Source organism: Pedobacter sp. MC2016-14, assembly GCF_020991475.1.
In the GTDB taxonomy this organism is placed as follows: domain Bacteria; phylum Bacteroidota; class Bacteroidia; order Sphingobacteriales; family Sphingobacteriaceae; genus Pedobacter.
In genome coordinates this window covers 620,385-641,350 of record NZ_JAJMPA010000003.1, presented here as the reverse complement: position 1 = coordinate 641,350, position 20,966 = coordinate 620,385, and the positions used below count along the sequence as shown (strand labels likewise).

The window sequence follows — 20,966 nt, the reverse complement described above, 5'->3', positions numbered from 1 at the left end:
ATGACGGTTACAAAGTGTAAACTATTTATGATTCCGCGACTCTCTTCAAGCCAAATTTCTCGATTTTGCTGTACAAATGGCTGCGTTGGATGTCAATATCATCAGCAGTCTTAGAAACATTCCAATTGTTTTTTTCGAGTTTAAATTTGATGAACTCTTTTTCTGCATGATCTTTATAGTCCTGAAAATTACTGAACTTGTCGTAATTAACAGCTGAAGATGAAGTATTGGCTGTAACTTGCTGGTGATTTGCCGCACCAATATTTGTGCCTCCGCCTGGATTTGCAAAGGCTATCACATCATGTTCTGTAATTGTTTTATCACTTAAAATAATCAAACGTTCAATCATGTTATGCAGCTCTCTCACGTTACCGGTCCATGGTAAGGATTGCAAAGCAACCATACCAGCATCACTGATTTTTTTAACTGGTATGCCATAATCTTTACAGATTTCATCTAAAAAGTTTTCAGCAATTACAGGAATATCTTCAATGCGTTCTGTTAAATGGGGAACATGAATATTAATTACATTTAGCCTATGGTATAAGTCCATACGGAAATTACCGTCTTCTATTTCTTTTAAAAGGTCTTTATTGGTTGCAGCAAGTACACGGACATTTACTTCCAATTCTTTTTCGCCACCTACACGACTTATCTTATGCTCCTGTAAAGCACGCAATACTTTTGCCTGTGCTGAAAGACTCATATCGCCAATTTCATCTAAAAATAGCGTACCACCATTGGCCAGTTCAAATTTTCCTATCCGTTGTTTTACCGCAGAGGTGAATGATCCTTTCTCGTGCCCGAAAAGTTCGCTTTCTATAAGTTCTGATGGAATGGCTGCACAATTTACCTCTATTAAAGGGTAATCTGCACGATTGGATTTTTCATGTAACCAACGGGCCACAAGTTCTTTTCCACTACCATTGGCTCCCGTGATAAGTACACGGGCATCGGTAGGTGCCACACGCTCGATGGTTTCTTTAATTTTTCCAATTCCATCTGATTTACCAAGAATATCTCTAGTCTTGCTGACCTTTCTTTTGAGTACTTTAGTTTCTGTAACTAATGTTCCTCTGTCCAGTGCATTTCTAACCGTAATAAGTAAGCGGTTAAGATCAGGTGGTTTGGAGATAAAATCAAAGGCACCTTTTTTACTGGCCTCTATTGCAGTTTCTACTGTTCCATGTCCGGAAATCATGATAAAAGGGAGGTCTGGGCTGTGTGCCAGTGCCAGTTCAAGCACTTCAAGACCGTCCATCTTATTCATTTTAATGTCGCACAGTACTAAATCAAACTTTTTCTTTTTGATGAGCTCCAGGCCATCAATACCATTATCAATATCATCGACTTCATAATTTTCATACTCTAAAATTTCTCGTAGCGTACTTCTAATCGCCCTCTCATCATCAATTATTAATAATTTTGCCATAGTTTACTGTACTGGTATTTATTATTTAAGTGCTAATATATTTACTTTTATCAAATTAAAGATAAAATAAGAAAAATGCAAGCCTGTAAGCCGGGTTCTGTATCCTGATTGCTCAGGACTTCTATCATTAATCTACTATAAACGTTGCCATTTATCTCTAACGACCTACCCACTAACATCGGACGAGCAGCCCTACATGCGTTAGCCTATTTGGTCTTTCAACTCCCGGGGTTTACCAACTCTCCGGTCGCCCGGAAAATTTGTGAGCTCTTACCTCACAATTTCAACCTTACCTGTGCTACAAGGGCCATCGGCGGTATATTTTCTGCGGCACTTTCCATAATTTGGGTATTCATTCCCAAACCTCTTCCCGTTAGGAAGCGGGATGCTCTATGTTGCCCGGACTTTCCTCTCTCCTGATAAATCAGAACAGCGATAGAACGGCTTGCATTTTCAAAGCAAAGATATAAAAAAAGGTGGCCTATTTAGTATACGGTAGATTACGGGATGCTTTTTTTACGATTTGGTCCAGCAGGTCTTTAGTAGACCATACGGAATAATCTGTGGCACTGTTATAATATCGCCACAATAGCCCATTGTTTGAAGCATCGTTAATGGTAATTGTAAGTATTGCTGAGCCTGATATAAATGGCGTATTTGTAGCCGTTGAGGTGCTGTCGTTTCTTTTTGGCCTGGAATAGTCGGTATCTGTCCTGATGTGCTCAATTTCATATTTGCCACCGATAATTGCATCTACGCCTAATGTTTTAATTATATCTGCATTGCTAAAGTTAAATAGGCTGTCGGCCATTCCAGCCTTTTTGAGTAAAAGATTGGTTTCATCAACGTCCTGAAAGCTAACCCTGTTTTTAGTGCCCCGATCTAATAAAAATGTATATAGGCTGGACTGAACGGTACTGGCTACATCCAATTCTTTTGTTCTGTTTGCCCAGGGATCAAAACTACGTGGCTGTGTTTTATAGCTTATCCTGGTGTTAAAAGGTAAAATGGCAATCCGCTTTTGAGATTTAATGATATCTTTCAAATCCGGATGGTTGTAAATTTGCTGTGCAGGGGCTGCGGTAACCGCAAACAGACCGGCTAGTATTAAAAATGCTGCTTTCATGATGTTTAATTTGTGTTTAAACAAGTATAGAATAATCTTGTGAATTATAATGCAACAATTTTAACACCCGAAGTATGTGCTTTATTCGCAGTTATTTAGATCGGTAGTCACCTGATCTGTAGTGTACATACCCTGATGGTTACCGTGCGCATTGGTAACAAATACAATGAGTTGTGCAATATCGATATTGGCAAGGCCAGGAAATCCGGGCATTTTGTCATTGTAATCTTTGTTATGGATGCGGATTGGGCCACTTATGCCATTCTTTATAAGACAAGCCAGTTTGCTTTTATTTGCTTTTAAATAGGTAGAATCTGTAAGTGGGGGAGTCAATGCACCAAATCCTTCAGCTTTGCTGCCATGACAGTTTTGGCAATGTTTAATATACAAATCACGTCCGTTGGTATAATATATATCTTGCTGTAGTTGCGCTGCATTTTGGCAGGAATAGAGCATGATGGAAATGGAAAGCATGAAACCGGTAAGGATGAGTAAACTGCGGGAACTTATTTTTAAATGCCAATTACCGTTCATGTGTTTTAGATATGGCGGCAAAGTTAAGGTACTATTAAAAATAAGTGTAACGTAGCTGTAAATATTTACTAATTTTGCCCACCGTATTTGAATTACTTAATGAGAACAAGATATAATGCTGTGATAACAGCTTTGGGAGGGTACGTTCCTGATACCATTTTAACTAACCATGATTTGGAAGAACTGGTGGACACTAATAGTGAATGGATTGTTTCGAGAACAGGAATAAAGGAAAGAAGAATTGTTAAAGATCCAAACATTGCTACTTCTGATATGGCGACGCTGGCATTACTGCGTTTAATGGAAGATGGAAATGTGCAACCTGATGAAATTGACTGTGTTATTGTTTCTACTTCAACTCCTGATTATGTGATGGTATCTACCGGTAGTATGGTTTGCGAGAAAGCAGGTTTAAAAAATGCCTGGGGTATTGATACTAACGCAGCCTGTAGTGGATTTCTATATGCACTTACTTTAGGTGCAAGTATGATTGAAAGCGGCAGGAGTAAAAAGGTGGTGGTAATTGGTGCTGATAAAAATAGCTCGATCGTAAACTATACCGATCGTAACACTTGCATCTTGTTCGGCGATGGCGCAGGAGCGGTATTACTGGAAAAAACAGAGGAAGAGTTTGGGCTGATGGATAGTTTTTTCAGAACTGACGGAAGTGGCAAAGAAAATTTAATTGTTACTGCTGGCGGATCTAAAAATCCAGCTTCGCAGGAGACACTGGACCAAAAGCTTCATTATGTACGTCAGGATGGACGTGTAGTGTTTAAGGCTGCAATTCAGGGTATGACGGATACCTGTAATGAGATCTTAAAAGCCAACCATTTGCAGAGCAGTCAAATTGACCATTTGGTTCCACATCAGGCTAATTTGAGGATCATTCAGGCTGTGGGTGATAATTTGGGATTGTCAGCAGAACAGGTAAAGATAAATATTGACCGGTATGGAAATACCACGGCGGCTACTATACCGTTATGTTTATGGGATTACCAGAAAGATTTTAAGGCAGGTGATAATATGATTTTAACTGCCTTTGGAGCTGGTTTTTCCTGGGGTGCTACTTATTTGAAATGGGGTAAATTGCGTCATAAAACATCTGAAAATGAAGACTAAATTGAAGTTTTTTTGCGGTATCCTACTTGCCGCAGCTATAATTTCTTGTATTCAGCAAACGGACTATAAAGTTTCAAGAGATGAGGTGATGAAACTTCATGATGTAGTAATGGCAGACCAAAGCAGAATAGTTGACAATCAAATGAAGGCTGATACTTTGCTGGGAAATCTATCTGCACTTAAAATTAAATTTCCTGATCTGGATACTATAGCCGCGCAAGATACTTTAAGAATGGTGAGTTTGAACCTGGCTAGGGCAGAAGAGGCAATGAATACCTGGATGCATGAGTTTGAACCGGATGTTACAGGAAAGTCAAATGAGCAGGCTGTAAAATATTTTATGGCAGAGAAATTAAAGATAGCCAGTATTGACAGTATGTATAAAGCAGAACTTAAATCATCTGATGTGTATTTACATAAATTTAAAAAATAAATGAAGAACTTTAGTTATGTAGCGGCAGCTTTTCTTTTATTGGCAAGTTGTAACGATGAACCCAAACGTTTGCCCTTCCTGCAGCAAGAAATTACCGAAAACCAGGTAGATGGTAAAACTGTGGCGGATACTACTTACAGGACAATTCCTTCGTTTAAATTTTTAAACCAGGATAGCGCTACGGTAACAGAAGATGCTTTTAAGGGTAAAATTTATGTGGCGGATTTCTTTTTTACTTCCTGCCCTACAATTTGCCCTACGATGCACCGAAATTTGTTGAAGGTGTATAAAAAATACGAAAATAATCCTGAGGTTAAATTGGCTTCGCATACCATAGATGTAAAATATGATACGCCATCCCGTTTAAAGGCATATGCAGATAAATTGGGGATTAAAGGAACACAATGGGAGTTTCTTTGGGGTAAAAAGGAAGATACGTATGCAATTGCTGAGCGCAATTACCTTGTTGCTGTAAAAGAAGACAAAACTGGTCCGGGTGGTTTTATACACCAGGGATATTTAATTTTAGTGGATAAAGAAAAACGCATTAGAGGTGCCTATGATGGTACGCTGGATACAGATGTACAAAAACTGATGGCGGATATGGATACCCTGCTGGAGGAATACAAAAAGTAACAGCAATGAATCCGGAATACATTTTATTGGTGCTCTCTCTTCTTTTTGCGGTATTTCTGCTCATTATGGTTGCCCAAAAGCTTAAGGTTTCTTATCCGATCTTTTTAGTACTGGCGGGTCTTGGGATTAGCTTTATACCAGGTATTCCCAAGGTGGATGTGGAACCGGAACTTATTTTCCTTTTGTTTCTCCCGCCTTTGCTATATGAGGCGGCCTGGTATACATCGTGGAACCAGTTCTGGCGCTGGAGGAGACCTATTGGGATGCTTGCTTTTGGTCTTGTTTTCCTGACTTCCACCATTGTGGCTTTCCTTTCTTCGTCATTGATCCCAGGTTTTACATTTGCACTGGGTTTTTTATTGGGGGGCATTATTTCGCCACCGGATGCTGTGGCTGCAAATTCTGTTTTAAAACATCTGAAAATTCCCGGGCGGCTATCTACCATACTGGAAGGTGAGAGCCTCATCAATGATGCTTCAAGTTTAATTGTATTTAGATTTGCCCTGGTTGCGGTGGTATCTGGTGCATTCTCTTTTTCAAATGCTACAGGTCAGTTTTTTATCGTTACAGCCATGGGTATTGTAATTGGTTTGGCCATTGCGCATGTGATGTATGTGGTACATCGTTTTTTACCTACAACACCAAGTATAGATGCTGCGTTAACTTTAATAAGCCCTTATTTTATGTACATTGTAGCTGAGCATTTCCACTTTTCGGGTGTAATGGCAGTGGTAAGTGGCGGTCTATTTCTGTCTTATCGCTCTCATGAAATTTTTGCAACCGGGAACTCCAGATTACAAACCATTAATGTATGGGCAACTTTGGTTTTTATCCTTAACGGACTGGTCTTTATATTAATTGGACTTGAGCTTCCGGCTATTATTGAGGACATGGATGAGTATTCGATAACGGAAGCCATTAAATATGGTCTCATTATAAGTCTGGTTACGATTATAATAAGATTGTTGTATGTTTTGGTGTTTTCTTACGTGCCAAGCTGGTTTGGAATCACTAAAAAAACAGATCCTCATAATCCTTTATGGAAAGGGGCTACGATTATTGGATGGGCTGGTATGAGAGGTGTTGTTTCTCTTGCATCGGCGTTATCTGTTCCTATTTTGCTTGATAATGGACAAGCATTTCCCCATCGGAGTTTAATCATTTTGGTTACTTTTATTGTTATCCTGGTTACCCTGGTTTTTCAGGGCCTGACTTTGCCCATGGTTATAAAGTGGGTCAGAATTAAAGACACCAGCGACTTTTTACCTGCAGAGGAGCAGGAAGCTGCCATTCAAATCCGCTTGATGAATACGGCCATTAAAAGGCTTGAAGAAAAGCATGCCGCTGCGGTAGAGGAGAACGAGCTGGTCAGTTTCCTGAAAAATCAATTGCAAAGCGATGCAGTTATTGCTGAACAAAAGCTGGCTTCTCTGGAATGCGACGAGACGCAGAAGGAAGAGATTAAACGCTACCATCGTGTATTGCTGGATATTTATGCGGTTCAGCGACAAGAGCTTTATAAGATGCGCAAAGAAAAGAAATTTAGTGATGAAGAGATACGGCATCAGGAAAATCAGATAGATTTCAATGAAGCCAAAATTAGTCCTGTTTTTTAATAGATTTATTTTAACTAATTTGTAACATAAACAAAGATAGGATGGATACAAAACCCACATTAAATAAAGACCTGGAAAAGCAGGTTGCTGCAAAGGCCGCTGTAAAATATATCAAGGCCAACGATATTGTTGGACTTGGCACAGGGTCTACAGCTTTTTTTGTGCTTCAGGAAATTGCTTTGCTGGTAAAAGAGGGGCTTAAAATTAAAGGAGTTGCCACTTCTGAAAAAACCGCAGAACTTGCTGTCAATATGGGTATTGAGTTGCTTGAGATGAATGATGTGCAGCGTATAGACATCACTATAGATGGGGCTGATGAATTTACAGAAAGTCTGCAGCTGATAAAAGGTGGTGGTGGCGCATTATTTAGGGAAAAAATTGTAGCCTCTTTAACGGATAAAGAGATTATCATTGCTGATTCTGGAAAAAAAGTTGAGTTGCTTGGAAAATTTACTGTCCCTGTTGAAGTAGTACCGTTGGCCTTAAATTATGTACTTAGGAAACTTGCTCAATTGAATGGAAAAGGAAAGCTGAGAAATAAAGAAGATCAAACGCCATTTGTAACCGACAACCAAAATTATATAGTAGATGCTGATTTTGGATTGATTACTAATCCCGCTGATCTAGCTAATAGTCTAAATCAGATTGATGGTGTCCTTGCCCATGGACTTTTCATCAACCTAACGGCAATGGTGATCATGGGCAAAGGAGCTGAGGCCATCATTTATTCAGGGAATTAATCTTTCTCTGGGGCAATACCTCTGTCAACATCAAGGGTATAAGAAGCTTCTGAAGCTCTATCGGCCTGATTTAGCTTGTCAATATCTGATGCATTTCTATCTTCTTCTGACTGAGGAGTAACTTCGATACCATCTGACTGGATATCTTGCTGACTTTTTTGATCTTCATTGTCAAATGCAGCCTCGTTTTCTGGAGTAATCATAATTTTATTTTATTTATATAGAGGTTAACATTAACTGCGCTTAGCTTGTTTTTAATATAATCGGATTTAATTCCCTGGCTACAGATTAAATGTTTATTTTCGGTATCTTGTAATATTAAAGTATGGATAATCAGCTTTGCGATCACCTCAGCTCAATAAAGGAGCTTAAATTAGCCAGTGAACTGGTTTGCGAAGAATGTGTTAAAGTCAATAGTGGATGGGTACATTTAAGGACCTGCCAAACATGCGGAGTAACGCTTTGCTGTGATCAGTCGCCATTGAAACACATGACTGCACATTTTCATCAATCTAAGCATCCGGTAATTATTTCTTCGGAGCCCGGAGAGCGATGGTTATGGTGTTTTGTGGACGAAACATTTGCGGAATATTAAATTTAAGGACTGAAAAATGTGTAAATTGAAACTGCAGTTAGGAGTCATAATTCTATTTATAGGCTTTTCAGTTCAGGCCCAAACCGTTAGGGTGGCTGTTGCAGCGAATGCACAATTCGTATTGCAAAAGCTTAAGGCAGATTTTGAGCATAAAACGGGAGTTACTGTAGAGATCATTAGCGGCTCATCAGGCAAATTAAGTTCTCAGATCCAGAGCGGTGCTCCTTATGATGTATTCCTTTCTGCTGATATGGAATTTACTGAACTCATTTATAATAGGGGTTTTGCTTTATCTAAACCTCGTGAATATGCGACCGGAAGTTTAATTGTTTGTTCTGCTAGTGGGGCTGATGTCAGAAACTGGAAAAAGATTGTTTCTACCGCTACCATAGTGAAATTTGCAGTAGCAAATCCAAAAACTGCTCCTTATGGAAAAGCTGCGGAAGAGGCATTAAACCATTTTAAATTATATAAAGCAATTTCAGGGCAGCTCGTTTTTGGTGAAAGTATCAATCAGGTAAACACCTATATTGTTAAAAAAGTAGTCGAACTGGGTTTTACAACAGAATCGCTGGTGTATGAAATGCCAGAGGGTACGCAGCTGAAATGGCTCAGAATAGATAAATCTGCTTATAAGCCCATACGGCAGGGATGTGTTTTGCTTAAACATGCCAAATCCGGCAGTTATTTAAATAGCAGGAAGTTTTATGATTATCTTTTTTCTCCTGCAGCTAAATCGATTTTTAAACAGTATGGATATGGAGTATAATCGATAATGGATTGGACACCTATTTGGCTAAGCTTAAAGTTGGCTGGCATTACCACAATTATTCTTGTTTTTATTGGCGTTCCGATGGCATACTGGCTGTCAAGGCGAAGTTCATTTTTTAAAATTTTGATTGAGGCGTTGTTAACGATGCCCCTGGTTTTGCCACCCTCTGTGTTAGGGTTCTATTTGCTGTTAACTTTAAGTCCCAATAGTATTTTAGGAAGCTGGCTTTTGAAGTATTTTAACCTTAGACTGGTTTTCTCTTTTGAAGGTCTTGTTGTAGCTTCTGTGATTTACAGTCTTCCATTTATGATCAGTCCAATAAAATCTGCTCTGGCCCATCTTCCTGTTTCACTTGTCGAGGCCTCGTATACATTAGGGAAATCGAAATGGGAAACCTTCTATCGTGTGCAGTTGCCAAATATTAAAGCTTCTTTATATACGGCGGCGGTATTAACGTTTGCACACACCCTGGGTGAGTTTGGGGTTGTATTAATGATTGGCGGAAAGCTTGATGGCGTTACAAAAGTGGCCTCGATTGCCATTTATGATGCTGTAGAACTTAACCAGTTTGCTGAGGCTAATCTTTACGCAATGGTACTGTTTGCCGTTACTTTTAGTATGGTGATCCTGGTGTTTTTGTTTAATAGAAATTCTGCTAACGGACCGCTGGAATGATTGAACTTTCAATTGAAAAACAGATAAAAACCTATAAGGGTAAAACGCAACTGGTAGTAAACCATGTTTTTGAGCGTGGTTCTATCACTAAAATTTATGGCCCTTCTGGTTCGGGAAAAACTACACTTTTGAAAATTCTGGCTGGATTAGTTTTGCCCGAAAGCGGTTTTATTAAAGTAAATGGGGATATATGGCTGGATACTGCAAAAGGCATTAATTTAAGTCCTCAAAAGAGAAAAACAGGGTTTGTATTTCAGGATTATGCTTTGTTTCCGAATATGACAGTGCGGGAGCATTTAAGCTACTGTTCTGCTGACGTGGCGTTGATAGATGGCTTGTTGGAGATGGGTAAAATGACAGCCTTTGTACAGCATAAGCCGCATCAGTTATCTGGTGGGCAGCAACAGCGACTAGCGCTTTTGAGGGCGCTGGTTACAAAACCTGGGTTACTGTTGATGGATGAAGCCTTTTCTGCATTGGATGAAGATTTGAGAGAAGAGTTAATCATTGACTTAAAGGCTTTATTGCTCACATTTAATGCCACTACATTGGTGGTAAGTCACCATGCCGTTGAAACGCTGGGCTTTGCCAATACAGAGCTAAAAATATCACTGTAATTTAACGTGTTATTGCTGTAGCTTTGTGGTAATATTTACTCTTAGTTGTTCTGCTATGCAAAAAACTTTTACCTTAATGTTTCTTCTTTTTACTACGTGTGCTGTTGCGCAACATCCTGATAGCGTGGAAGTAAAAGTACACCCTTCTTATGATAAAGTGAGCGGAATACACCGATGGTTTTTTGGTGAGAATTACAGGAAGGAGTGGGCTACAAATGTTAAAGTACCGCTCATCAGGATTTCTACTATACATGGTGGTCTTTTTCCGGTTAAGGAAGGTGGAGGCATGCAATCAAAATCACTGCGGTTAAAGGATAAAACAGGAAAGGAGTGGGTGATAAGAAGTGTAGAGAAAACTCCGGATAAGCTGCTGCCTGAAAATTTAAGAGGCACTTTTGCACTAGATTGGGTGGATGATGCGATGAGTGCACAGCATCCGTTTTCTGCTTTGATTGTGCCACCTTTGGCATCAGCAGCAGGTGTTCACCATGCAAATCCAATTATAGGTATGCTGGCCGAAGATGCTGCGTTGGGCACCTTTAATGAGGCATTTAAAGGTATGGTTGTGCTGCTGGAAGAACGGGAACCTGCTGGCGATTCTGACAATACCACGAAAATGCTGGAAGCGCTTAAGCAAGACAATGATGACCATTTTGATGCGAGACAATTTTTACGGGCCAGGATGCTGGATTTACTACTGGGGGATTGGGACCGTCACGAAGATCAGTGGAGGTGGCGGGATGTGAAGAGCGGAAGTGGTAAAGTATATGAGGCTGTACCACGTGACAGGGATCAGGTTTTTCACGTAAATCAAGGTTTGTTTCCAAGAATAGCCGCCTTGCCATGGATTAACCCTGCTTTTGGTAATTTTGATGCTGAACTTTCAAGACCAAAATATGTTTTATTTAAAACTCGGTTCATGAATGGGTATCCCGACGCTAACCTCAGTTTATCGGAATGGATGCGCCTTGCCAATGAATTTGTTGCTGCCGAAACAGATGAAGTATTAAAGGCGGGATTAAGCAGATTACCTAAAGAAGTTTATGCATTGCGTTTTGATGAATTGTTTGAGCAGTTGAAGAAGAGAAGAGATCGCATCCCCGCTGCAATGGCCTCCTTTTACAGGTTTTCAAATAGAATTGTAGACATTAAAACCAGTGATAAAAAAGAACTGGTTAAATTAACAGCGGTGCCTGGAAATGGCTTAAGAGTAGAAATTCAGCAATTGAGTAAGAATGGACAGCCAAAGGATACTTTAATGAATTATACATTCTCTGATACTATCACTAAAGAAATCCGTTTGTATTTGTCTGATAATGATAGCCTGGTAAACGCTGCAGAAAGATCTGGTATTAAACTAAGGATTGCACGTAAAGATAGCATAGGCTTTGTTCCTGTAAATTTATACAATGTTTGGATGCCTTTGGCTACAGCTGCAATTAATGCAGACGACGGATTTTTATTGGGCGTAGGTTTTAAGTACATCGGAAAAGATGGTTTCAGGAAGGGCCCGTATTCAAATGTTCAGCAACTTATGTTGATGCGTTCTTTTGCTACTGCTGCATTTCGCGTTCGGTATAGTGGTGAATGGATTAAAGTACTAGGTAAGGCAGATTTTACTTTACAGGCATTTGCCCAGGCACCAGATAATACGTTTAATTTCTTTGGCCTTGGTAATGAAACAACTTTAAATAAAAATGGGACATACCAGACATTTTACAGGAGCAGGTTTGATACTTATCAGGTAGATCCTGCCTTGAGATGGTTGTTGGGTAGTAATTCTAGTTTTAGTTCAGGACCATCTTTTCAATACTATCACCTAAATAAAGATGGTAATGAAGGACGATTTATTAATCAAGTAGATGCCGTAAGTTCTTATGATGGTTTAACATTGGATCAAGATAGAATGCACCTTGGAGTAATGATGAATTTTATAACAGAACATAGAGATCATGATGTTTTACCTTCAAAAGGTTACTATCTAAAAATATCACTGCAAGGGTATTCTGGCTTAAACGTCTATTCGAAATCGTACTTTCAAATTAAACCGGAATTTACAGTATACCAGAACATAAATAAAAGCCGTTCTTTTGTTTTATCTAACAGAATTGGTGGGGGTGTTAGTGGGGGAAATCCTGCTTTTTATCAATCTATGTTTTTAGGGGGACAGGGGAATTTGCTAGGTTATCTGCAGTATAGATTTGCAGGTAGGCATATGATATATAACAACTTTCAAGCAAGGTTAAAACTGGCGAATATTGCCAGTTATATACTGCCTGGTCAACTTGGACTTACTGGTTTTTACGATGTTGGCAGAGTATGGTCGGCAGCTGAACAATCTGATAAGTGGCACCAGGGAAAAGGTGGTGGTGTCTATTTTGCACCTGCGGGGCTAACTATATTTCAAATATTGGCTGGCCATTCTGTTGAAGGATGGTACCCATACGTCTCTTTGAATTTTAGGTTATAGAAGACATTTTGTTCTGAATGTCTTGATTAATAAGTGAATATGAGTTTTATATTAAATTCATTTATATTTTATAAAATTATGTAGCTTTACGGAAATAAATGTGTTCATTGTAAATAACTTGTATTATGGAAAAGACAATAGGTAGAAAAATTCGTAGTTTAAGACAGAAGCAGGGGAAATCTCAGGCGCAAATAGCAGTTCAAATTGGAATTTCTATCCCTGCGTATTCTAAAATTGAAACTGGTATAACTGACATCAATATCACCAGACTTAAGCAAATTGCCGACCTTTTTGAGGTAACTACTGACAGCCTTTTAACTGATAATTCATCAGCAGAAATTATAGATCAATTGACGCAGGATAAGGATGCTATTATTGCCGGACTGCAGAATGAAGTAATATCATTGCAAAAGAAATTGATTGGTGCTTATGAAGAAGTCCATTTGTCACGTAAATATTAAGACAAGACGATATGAAAAAAGCCCCTTAAGGGGCTTTCTTTTTATATGATATATTCGGGCTTATCTGTTTTTATGCTCTTTAAACTCTATTTTTAATTCTCTAATTTGTTCTTTGGCCTGGCGACTTTCGAGATAAAAATAGATAGCAAAAGCCAGAAATATCTTGCCCAATAAAAATATGGCTCCAAATATCCATCTCCAGGCTTTGTGGATACGCATATGCGTAGAAGGGCCTTCAACTTCTATATAATCTCCGGAGTTTTTACTGCTTTTATAGTTTGATTTTTGTTTTGCCGGAAATTCCATTACGGAGATGGATTCTTTTGCTTTCATCAGCTCATTAATGCCATCCTCTATTTTTGACCAGGTTCCGGAAGGTGGGATGATTGCCATGTGCTGTGCCATGATTTCAATATCCCTTTCCAAATAATGGAGTGCATTTTTTACTTCTGGATATTGTTCTTTTAAGGACAAAAGTTCATCAGCTTCTGCCTCGGATACTGAACCAAAAATATAAGCTTCCAATATTCCGCTTTCTATGTATTCTTTAATTTCCATTGCTGAGTGATTCTTTTTCAATACCTATTCTCATAATTGCAAATGCTTGCTTCAAAATCTTCCGTACTGAATCTTCAGATTTGTTTAATTGTAATGCAATTTTACTGATGTTCTTTCCATGATAATAAACAGCACAAAAGATATACTTTTCATCTTCATTCATTAAATCGAGAAGAGTATTCTTTAAGTCATTGCCTGCAGAGCTTTGTCCTGATGATTTCTCATCATTACATATGTCAATTGTAAACGGAGTTAATTTTTGCATAGCAAACCGTTGTAACTGACACCAGTTATTTATATGGTGAGGTTCCTTGTGATTGAATTTATGCGCTAATTCGCAAAAAATTAATACAAGGTATTCTTCTGCTAGTTTTAGATCTTTTACAATGGTAAATACGTGACCCAATAACATACCTGCATACTTGTCATATAGTATGTTGATGTTGACTGCGGGCGCAGCGGAAATTATTTGCTGATCAGTTTTTACCATATGTTACCGCTCCTTTAATGGCTAATATCATGTTGGTTTATTGCTTTGTTGTTTAGATGATGTTCTAAGTAAGTAAAGGTAATAATAACGTTTAACAAAAAAGATTTATTTTTGAGTAAGATGTTGATTACTACCGGGCCAGCGTAACCAAATACCGTGGGGTAATTTTTGTTGCCAGTACTTTTTCAGTTGGTCTTCTTAATAATCCCGAAATACTGTATTTAATAGATGTTCCAGTGAGGTAATCTCTATAATCGTATGTAGCATTATTTAGTGCTAATGTGATGGAGTTCGCATTTACATCGTTGTTCGATACTCTATTTGCTACGGTGCGTTTCGCTTGTCCGTTTGCCTCAATATCTACTGTCAGTGCTGTAAAGTTGGCGAGGTTACTTGTGGTATCAGCATTGGAAAACGTAAGTTTTAATTCCGTGATTTTAGCGGACTGTAAATCCTCAAAACTAAATTGACTATCGCCGGCGGAAATTAACGTGTTAAAATTTGGGTTTACAGTTATTACGGCAAGTTGAACCTGATCTTCTATATTGGTAAGAATAGGGGTGTTAAAAGAAGTTGCTTCACCTGGTATGCTTAAGTCGCGTTGAATTTCTTCATTAATCTTTGTGCAGGAGAGAATGGTTGTTGTGGCTACAAGTGCCAAATATAATGATGATGTTCTCATTTCGTTTTTCTAGGTTATTTATATGATCTTAATGCAAACTTGTATAATATTTGGCGTTTTTCCTGTGCCAAATTATATTTTATAAAAACATATAAAATAAAGATATACAGTGTTATTATCTGCATTTGTGTAAAGATATAGTTTGTTAAGGCTGGATGATTAAATGATTTTTCTACTGCATAGCCAAATTTTATTCTGTATCATGTTTTATTTGTCTGTATTGCAGTAATTTATATTGTTTATCTCAATCAATACTGTTGCCTTTGATACGCATTTGAAAAGTCTGCTCTCATTAGCGCAAATCTTGCTACTACGGTTTCAATAAACTCTTCATCCAGCATCTGAAAAATTTCATTTGCGCCTCCTCCGCTAAGGTCAAGTTCAGACAGTTTGTAACTTTGTTCTAATGTTCCTTGTTCAAATTTTATGATATATTTTTGGTTCATATTGAACAAAGTGATTTTACATTTTGGGTGGGGTAGTTCTGCTATTACTCTCATGTTGCTTTAATTTTTTGTAGACATTTTGATGCCTATTTCTTTTAATAAAAAATCTGCTTTGTCAATTTTTGAGGCCACCCAAAGGACGTACCGGATGTCTACGCCAATAGATCGGCTGTAGCTTTCGTTCCAGGCATAATCATTAATTGTGGCGCCGTAGGCCCGGTCAAAATTTACACCCACAAGTTCGCCGGAAGCATTCATGATGGGAGATCCTGAGTTACCTCCTGTGGTATCCATATTATACAGGAAAGAAACAGGTACGTCGTTAAGGTCTTTTTTAACAAAGGCTCCAAAATCTTTGGCTTCCCATAGGTTTTTGATTTGCGACGGATAGTTAAAGTCTGGATTGCCGGAGCTGCCTTTTTCCAGTATACCTTTAATGGTGGTGTACGGCTTCATGTAAGTTGCGTCAGCCGGCCAATAGCCACGTACATACCCATAGGTAAGTCTAAGTGTGCTGTTGGCATCAGGTATAAAGTCTTTTTTTAAAAACTTTTCTTTTATGCTTACGTAATCGCCCATTAGTTTGTTCAATAAGCCATCTCTTCGGTCTTTCTCTGTTTTTAGTTCTGTCAACTGCTGTGCAATGTCTCTTTCAAAAAGCATCAATCCATCATTATATTCATTTAAGTTCTTTGGCGACTTTAATAAGTTGTTTAAAACGTATTCCGGATCTTTAAGTCTGCTGATCTCAAACGAACTATTGATGTAATTTTCAATGGCGCTTTCATTACTTGATGCTTTGGCCGTGATTTTATTTACTGCATTAATTTTTTGGTTAGGACTAAATGCAGCTGCGTCAGTTAGCATTCGTTTCAAAATTTTGTTGTCTACTTCGGTTTCGTAATTTTCATACGCATTGGAAAGTATTTGCTTTAACCGAGCTGCGTTTTGATCAAAAAAAGCTTGTTTTTGAGCTGCCGGTTGAGCGGTAAGCGCATTTTTGAACATGTTGATGTTTTTTGATACAACGAGAAGATTGCTGGAACTGTAAATTTGGTTGAGCCATAAATCTCTTTTGGCGTCACCATTGATAAGTTTATAAAGATTGTCAATGTCTGACATCAAGTTTCCATATTTCGCTTTTTCCTCAACATCACCGTTAATGAATTGAGCAAGCGCAGCATCTTCCTGTTGTTTTTGAGTAATAAGGTCAATACCTTTTAATCCTTGTAATTTGCCGCGGTAGTTTTTTAACACATTTGCATTGCGTTTAATTCTTGTGGCTAATTTAAGCTCTGTAATTTTGTTTTTTTTGCCTGCAGACTCCATGATGTTATTTTGAAATTCAAAAAGATCTGAGGTGTAAGGAAGTACAAATTTCTGCTGATATTCTATAAATTGTGCCGGTCTGTGCCTGAAAGTACGACCCGGATAGCCTAAGATAAATACGAAATCTTCTTCATTTGTTCCTTCGGCATTTACCTTAAGGAATTTTTTTGGACGATATGGGACATTGCTTTTAGAATATTTGGCTGGTTTTCCGTCTGGAGATACGTAGGCGCGCATAAATGAGAAGTCGCCAGTATGCCTTGGCCATACCCAGTTGTCTGTTTCTCCACCAAATTCACCAATTTGTCTATTGGGTACATATACCAGTCTCACATCCTGGATTGTTTTATACCTGAAGAGTACATATGTTTTTCCGATGAACATTTCAGATACCTCTGCTTGTATAGATGGGTCCTTTTGTTCCGCTTCTGCTGCAACGTTTTTCATCACATCATTAATCAGTTTTATTCTGGATGAAGGATCTGAAATATCTGCAACCGCGCCCAGTACTTTATCAGACACATCTTCATAGCTATCTGTTATACGGCAAGTTAATCCTTTAGCCTCAATTTCTTGTTCATGTAAATTGGCTACAAATCCATTATTTAGGTAGTCGTGTTCTGGCGTGCTTGCTTGCTGTACAGCACTAAATGCGCAATGGTGGTTGGTGATGATGAGGCCTTCGTTTGAGATAAATGATCCTGTACATCCACCAACATTTACCAGTGCATCAACAAGACTGGTTCCGTTAGGATTGTAGATTTCATTTTGGTCTATTTTAAGGCCTGCTTTTTTTAGGTCCAGTTTATGTAGCTCACTAAGGGGGAACATTCCCTCTTCAAATGGCGAGTATCCAAATTGTATAAAGGAGAGTAAAAGTACTAAAGTAAGCAATAAGGTTTTCTTATTCATGTATATGGTATTTATGAAGGTAAAGCTTCAAATTTAATGTTAATTTTGTAAAATGGCAGAAGACCTTAAAATTATAACAGGCGAAAGTAAACAAGCTACGTATGAGTCCCTGTTACCTCAAATAGAAGCATTAGTGGCTTATGAAAGCGACCTCGTCGCTAATATGGCTAATATTACGGCTGCATTAAAGGAGCAGTTTAACTGGCTTTGGGTTGGGTTTTATCTTGTGAAAGAGGATGAATTGGTATTAGGACCCTTTCAAGGGCCTGTTGCCTGTACCAGGATCAAAAAGGGTAAAGGCGTATGTGGTACATCATGGTTAAATGAGGAAGTTTTAATTGTGCCTGATGTAGAAGAATTTGCAGGACATATTGCTTGCAGTTCTGCTTCAAGGTCAGAGATCGTATTGCCTGTTTTTGTTCAGGGCATTGTGGTAGGAGTTTTAGATGTAGATAGTGAATATGTTTCTCATTTTGATGATGTTGATTCATTTTACCTTAATAAAATAATTAAGCTTATTTATGGCTAAGTTGCCATATGGTTTTTATAGAAGTGAGCATGTGCTTGATCTTGCAGTGCGCCTGATTGGTAAACAATTGTTTACGTGCATTAATGGCTTGGTTACGGGAGGTACTATCGTTGAAACGGAAGCTTATCATGGCGTTTCTGATAAAGCTTCTCATGCATATGGAGGCCGACTTACCGGTAGAACGCAAACGATGTATGAGGCCGGTGGTGTATCTTATGTGTATTTGTGTTACGGAATTCATCACTTATTCAATGTAGTAACCGGACCAGAATTTACCCCTCATGCAGTTTTGATAAGAGGATTGGAGCCTGTTGTAGGGATAGATGTGATGTTAGAACGGAGAAACATGGTTGCTGTAAAACCTAATTTGACAGCAGGGCCAGGTGCTTTGGCTAAAGCACTGGGTATAGACAGGTCTTTTAATGCAAAAGATTTACAAGGTGAGGAAATCTGGATTGAAGACAATGGGATTGTGATTGATCCGCTGGATATTGTTGCAGGGCCAAGAATTGGAGTGGCTTATGCAGAGGATCACGCCTTGTTGCCCTGGAGGTATTATGTAAAAGGGAATAAGTTTGTGAGCAAACCGAATCGCTAAATTTTCGAAAAAAATAACATCTGCTTCTTTTTTTTAAGATATTTGGAGTGATGAACTTTGAAAATAACTTATCATTCGCGCAATCATTGGATGCTTCAGATCCATTGAGAAATATCAGGGAGCAGTTTCTTTTCCCTCAACAAAATGGAAAACCATTTATCTATTTATGTGGAAACTCCTTAGGTTTACAGCCCAAAAAGGCAAGAGAGGTACTTGGAGTTCAACTTGACAATTGGCATAATCTTGCAGTTGAGGGTTGGTTTGAGGGAGATAGTCCCTGGATGTTTTATCATAAAGAACTTAAAAAGCTGATGGCTCCAATTGTGGGTGCCAGTCCTGCGGAAGTTTGTCCTATGAATACCCTAACGGTAAACCTTCATTTGCTGATGGTTAGTTTTTATCGCCCACAGGGTAATCGGTTCAAAATAATAATGGAAGCTGGCGCCTTTCCTTCAGATCAGTATGCTATAGAGAGCCAGGTGAGGTTTCATGGCTATGACCCATCTGTGGCTATTATTGAAGTGGCGCCCAGGGAAGGTGAGTATACGCTGAGGACAGAAGATATTACCGATTTGATTACCAGCCATGGTGATGAAATTGCCTTGGTTATGTTTGGTGGGATAAATTACTTTACCGGACAATGGTTTGATATGGAGACCATCACTAAAACCGGACATGCGGTTGGTGCTATTGTAGGTTGGGATTTGGCTCATGCTGCAGGAAATGTACCTGTTAAGCTGCATGACTGGGAGGTAGATTTTGCTTGTTGGTGTTCTTATAAATATCAAAATAGCGGTCCAGGCGGCATTAGCGGAATTTTTGTTCATGAAAAACATTTTGCAGATCGTGATATGAACCGTTTTGCAGGTTGGTGGGGCTATAAAGAATCTACTCGTTTTAAAATGGATAAAGGCTTTGTGCCGGAAGCTGGAGCAGACGGATGGCAAATTAGTTGCGCGCAGGTGATGCCTATGGCTCTATATCATGCTTCTCTGCAAATCTTTGAATCAGCCGGGTTTTTAGCTCCTCTTAGAAATAAAAGTATAGACTTGACTGCATACCTGATTTATATCATTGGAGAGGTTAATAAGGCGGTAGGGTATGAACAGTATAAAGTTATTACCCCTAATGATCCGGCAGAACGTGGTGCGCAGGTGTCTATTATTGCCCAAGGTGATGCAAAGGGTGTTTTTGATCAACTCGTGGCCAATAATGTGCTTGGTGACTGGAGAGAGCCGAATGTAATCCGCTTGAGTCCGGTGCCGTTGTATAATTCTTATGAAGATGTTTTTAGGACGGGAGAATTGTTGTTGAGCTTAAGTAAAGGATAATATGATTAATTACAACCCCAAGGCTTGGTTTAGCTTTATCTTTCATGTGCATAAAGCAGATACTTTTAGGAAGTTATGGCCATTGATGTTAAGTGTTTCTGTATTTTCTGGAATAGTAGCTTTTCTGGAGCTTTATTATTTTAAACTTTCTGAAAGCCATTCTGTGAGTAATATTAACATGATGCACAGTATTCTTGGGTTTGTAATTTCGATGCTCCTGGTTTTTAGAACCAATACATCCTACGACAGATGGTGGGAAGGGCGTCGTTTACTTGGAGAACTGACTAATATCAGTCGCAATCTGGCTATTAAAATCAAGTCTTTGAAACTCGATATTGAAGATAATGAGTATTTTGTTTATGGGATACCTAAATATGCCTTTGCGCTTAAAGAGCATTTGAGAGAAAAACAATACTTTGGTAAAAATAGCTTTTTAATTGAAGTTGATGGCGGCAAGCATATTCCAAATCAGATAGCGGCAAGTATGAGCGACAGGATTTATAATCTTTTAGCGGCCGGAAAAATTAGCGGCGAACAATTGATTATTTTGAGTGCGGATTTAAGCCGGTTTACAGATATCTGCGGTGGCTGCGAACGTATTAAACGTACACCTATTCCTTTTTCTTACAGTGCTTTTATAAAAAAGTTTTTATTTATATATGTGATTACTTTACCTTTTGGCTGGGTATTTAGTCTGGGCTTTTTTGTGATGCTAATTGTTCCTTTTGTATTCTATGTTTTTACAAGTTTGGAATTAATAGCGGAAGAGATTGAAGATCCATTTGGGCAGGATGCCAATGACCTGCCGGTTGATGAGATCTGTAACAACATTGAAAAACACGTTAAAGAAATTCTGGGTTAA

General features: G+C 38.6%; 24 protein-coding genes and 1 other RNA gene. 15 read left to right on the top strand and 10 right to left on the bottom strand.

The genetic code is table 11. From position 1 onward, the window contains the following. Positions 1-25: 25 nt before the first annotated feature. The 4 genes from LPB86_RS18225 to LPB86_RS18210 all read right to left on the bottom strand — a co-directional run bounded on the left by LPB86_RS18225 (position 26) and on the right by LPB86_RS18210 (position 3,092). Positions 26-1,432: a sigma-54 dependent transcriptional regulator gene (locus LPB86_RS18225; RefSeq protein ID WP_230692840.1), complete on the bottom strand. Its 1,407-nt coding sequence runs from the start codon at positions 1,430-1,432 to the stop codon at positions 26-28. Positions 1,433-1,502: 70 nt separating this feature from the next. After that, positions 1,503-1,884: RNase P RNA component class A (gene rnpB, locus LPB86_RS18220), an RNA gene on the bottom strand. Between the two features lie 29 nt (positions 1,885-1,913). Continuing rightward, positions 1,914-2,558 carry a hypothetical protein gene (locus LPB86_RS18215; protein ID WP_230692839.1) on the bottom strand — a complete coding sequence of 215 codons (645 nt, stop codon included), beginning with the start codon at positions 2,556-2,558 and terminating at the stop codon, positions 1,914-1,916. Positions 2,559-2,639: 81 nt separating this feature from the next. Then, positions 2,640-3,092: a cytochrome c gene (locus tag LPB86_RS18210; RefSeq protein ID WP_230692838.1), complete on the bottom strand. Its 453-nt coding sequence runs from the start codon at positions 3,090-3,092 to the stop codon at positions 2,640-2,642. Positions 3,093-3,191: 99 nt separating this feature from the next. Between LPB86_RS18210 and LPB86_RS18205 the strand changes: the two genes are divergently transcribed. Genes LPB86_RS18205 through rpiA form a run of 5 tightly spaced genes read left to right on the top strand, consistent with a single transcriptional unit; the run spans position 3,192 to position 7,639 of the window. Then, positions 3,192-4,214 (top strand): beta-ketoacyl-ACP synthase III, encoded by a 1,023-nt coding sequence (locus tag LPB86_RS18205; protein WP_230692837.1) that lies wholly within the window; start codon positions 3,192-3,194, stop codon positions 4,212-4,214. Beyond that, positions 4,204-4,647, top strand: coding sequence for a hypothetical protein (locus LPB86_RS18200; RefSeq protein ID WP_230692836.1), 444 nt, complete (start codon positions 4,204-4,206; stop codon positions 4,645-4,647). Before LPB86_RS18205 ends, LPB86_RS18200 begins: the two co-directional genes overlap by 11 nt. Continuing rightward, positions 4,648-5,283 (top strand): SCO family protein, encoded by a 636-nt coding sequence (locus LPB86_RS18195; protein ID WP_230692835.1) that lies wholly within the window; start codon positions 4,648-4,650, stop codon positions 5,281-5,283. Between the two features lie 5 nt (positions 5,284-5,288). Further along, the gene (locus LPB86_RS18190; protein ID WP_230692834.1) at positions 5,289-6,899 is read left to right on the top strand and encodes a Na+/H+ antiporter; all 1,611 of its coding nucleotides are present in this window, start codon (positions 5,289-5,291) and stop codon (positions 6,897-6,899) included. 41 nt (positions 6,900-6,940) lie between these two features. Next, positions 6,941-7,639 (top strand): ribose-5-phosphate isomerase RpiA, encoded by a 699-nt coding sequence (rpiA, locus tag LPB86_RS18185; protein ID WP_230692833.1) that lies wholly within the window; start codon positions 6,941-6,943, stop codon positions 7,637-7,639. On the opposite strand, the gene LPB86_RS18180 is transcribed toward rpiA, so the two are convergent. Continuing rightward, on the bottom strand, positions 7,636-7,842 hold the full coding sequence (locus LPB86_RS18180) for a hypothetical protein (RefSeq protein ID WP_230692832.1): 207 nt from the start codon (positions 7,840-7,842) through the stop codon (positions 7,636-7,638). The two genes, rpiA and LPB86_RS18180, sit on opposite strands and share 4 nt — an antisense overlap. Positions 7,843-7,964: 122 nt before the next feature. Here LPB86_RS18180 and LPB86_RS18175 point away from each other — a divergent pair, with 122 nt between their 5' ends. The 6 genes from LPB86_RS18175 (at position 7,965) to LPB86_RS18150 (ending at position 13,229) form a co-directional block, all read left to right on the top strand. Then, the gene (locus LPB86_RS18175) at positions 7,965-8,234 is read left to right on the top strand and encodes a UBP-type zinc finger domain-containing protein (RefSeq protein ID WP_230692831.1); all 270 of its coding nucleotides are present in this window, start codon (positions 7,965-7,967) and stop codon (positions 8,232-8,234) included. Between the two features lie 25 nt (positions 8,235-8,259). Continuing rightward, on the top strand, positions 8,260-9,003 hold the full coding sequence (modA, locus tag LPB86_RS18170) for a molybdate ABC transporter substrate-binding protein (protein ID WP_230692830.1): 744 nt from the start codon (positions 8,260-8,262) through the stop codon (positions 9,001-9,003). Between the two features lie 6 nt (positions 9,004-9,009). Further along, positions 9,010-9,681, top strand: a complete 672-nt coding sequence (modB, locus tag LPB86_RS18165) for a molybdate ABC transporter permease subunit (protein ID WP_230692829.1) — start codon at positions 9,010-9,012, stop codon at positions 9,679-9,681. After that, entirely contained in the window at positions 9,678-10,298 is a 621-nt protein-coding gene (locus tag LPB86_RS18160) for an ABC transporter ATP-binding protein (protein ID WP_230692828.1), read from the top strand. The genes modB and LPB86_RS18160 overlap by 4 nt, the downstream gene beginning before the upstream one ends. 55 nt (positions 10,299-10,353) lie before the next feature. Next, positions 10,354-12,768: a BamA/TamA family outer membrane protein gene (locus LPB86_RS18155; protein ID WP_230692827.1), complete on the top strand. Its 2,415-nt coding sequence runs from the start codon at positions 10,354-10,356 to the stop codon at positions 12,766-12,768. A gap of 125 nt (positions 12,769-12,893) precedes the next feature. Beyond that, a complete protein-coding gene (locus LPB86_RS18150) occupies positions 12,894-13,229 on the top strand; it encodes a helix-turn-helix domain-containing protein (protein ID WP_230692826.1) in 336 nt (111 codons plus the stop codon). A 60-nt stretch (positions 13,230-13,289) separates the two neighbouring features. On the opposite strand, the gene LPB86_RS18145 is transcribed toward LPB86_RS18150, so the two are convergent. From LPB86_RS18145 to LPB86_RS18125, 5 genes are all read right to left on the bottom strand, one after another. Continuing rightward, entirely contained in the window at positions 13,290-13,787 is a 498-nt protein-coding gene (locus LPB86_RS18145) for a hypothetical protein (RefSeq protein WP_230692825.1), read from the bottom strand. Further along, complete coding sequence (locus LPB86_RS18140; RefSeq protein WP_230692824.1) at positions 13,777-14,277, bottom strand: sigma factor-like helix-turn-helix DNA-binding protein; 501 nt, start codon at positions 14,275-14,277, stop codon at positions 13,777-13,779. Before LPB86_RS18140 ends, LPB86_RS18145 begins: the two co-directional genes overlap by 11 nt. 130 nt (positions 14,278-14,407) lie before the next feature. Then, positions 14,408-14,959 (bottom strand): hypothetical protein, encoded by a 552-nt coding sequence (locus LPB86_RS18135; protein WP_230692823.1) that lies wholly within the window; start codon positions 14,957-14,959, stop codon positions 14,408-14,410. A 248-nt stretch (positions 14,960-15,207) separates the two neighbouring features. After that, positions 15,208-15,459: a hypothetical protein gene (locus LPB86_RS18130; RefSeq protein ID WP_230692822.1), complete on the bottom strand. Its 252-nt coding sequence runs from the start codon at positions 15,457-15,459 to the stop codon at positions 15,208-15,210. Positions 15,460-15,465: 6 nt separating this feature from the next. Then, positions 15,466-17,646, bottom strand: a complete 2,181-nt coding sequence (locus tag LPB86_RS18125) for a S46 family peptidase (RefSeq protein WP_230692821.1) — start codon at positions 17,644-17,646, stop codon at positions 15,466-15,468. A 52-nt stretch (positions 17,647-17,698) separates the two neighbouring features. Here LPB86_RS18125 and LPB86_RS18120 point away from each other — a divergent pair, with 52 nt between their 5' ends. The 4 genes from LPB86_RS18120 to LPB86_RS18105 are packed head-to-tail and all read left to right on the top strand — an operon-like array spanning position 17,699 to position 20,966. Next, a complete protein-coding gene (locus LPB86_RS18120) occupies positions 17,699-18,175 on the top strand; it encodes a GAF domain-containing protein (protein WP_230692820.1) in 477 nt (158 codons plus the stop codon). Continuing rightward, positions 18,168-18,773, top strand: coding sequence for a DNA-3-methyladenine glycosylase (locus LPB86_RS18115; protein WP_230692819.1), 606 nt, complete (start codon positions 18,168-18,170; stop codon positions 18,771-18,773). Before LPB86_RS18120 ends, LPB86_RS18115 begins: the two co-directional genes overlap by 8 nt. A 50-nt stretch (positions 18,774-18,823) precedes the next feature. Beyond that, positions 18,824-20,104 carry a kynureninase gene (kynU, locus tag LPB86_RS18110; protein WP_230692818.1) on the top strand — a complete coding sequence of 427 codons (1,281 nt, stop codon included), beginning with the start codon at positions 18,824-18,826 and terminating at the stop codon, positions 20,102-20,104. A gap of 1 nt (position 20,105) precedes the next feature. Continuing rightward, positions 20,106-20,966 carry a bestrophin family protein gene (locus tag LPB86_RS18105; RefSeq protein ID WP_230692817.1) on the top strand — a complete coding sequence of 287 codons (861 nt, stop codon included), beginning with the start codon at positions 20,106-20,108 and terminating at the stop codon, positions 20,964-20,966.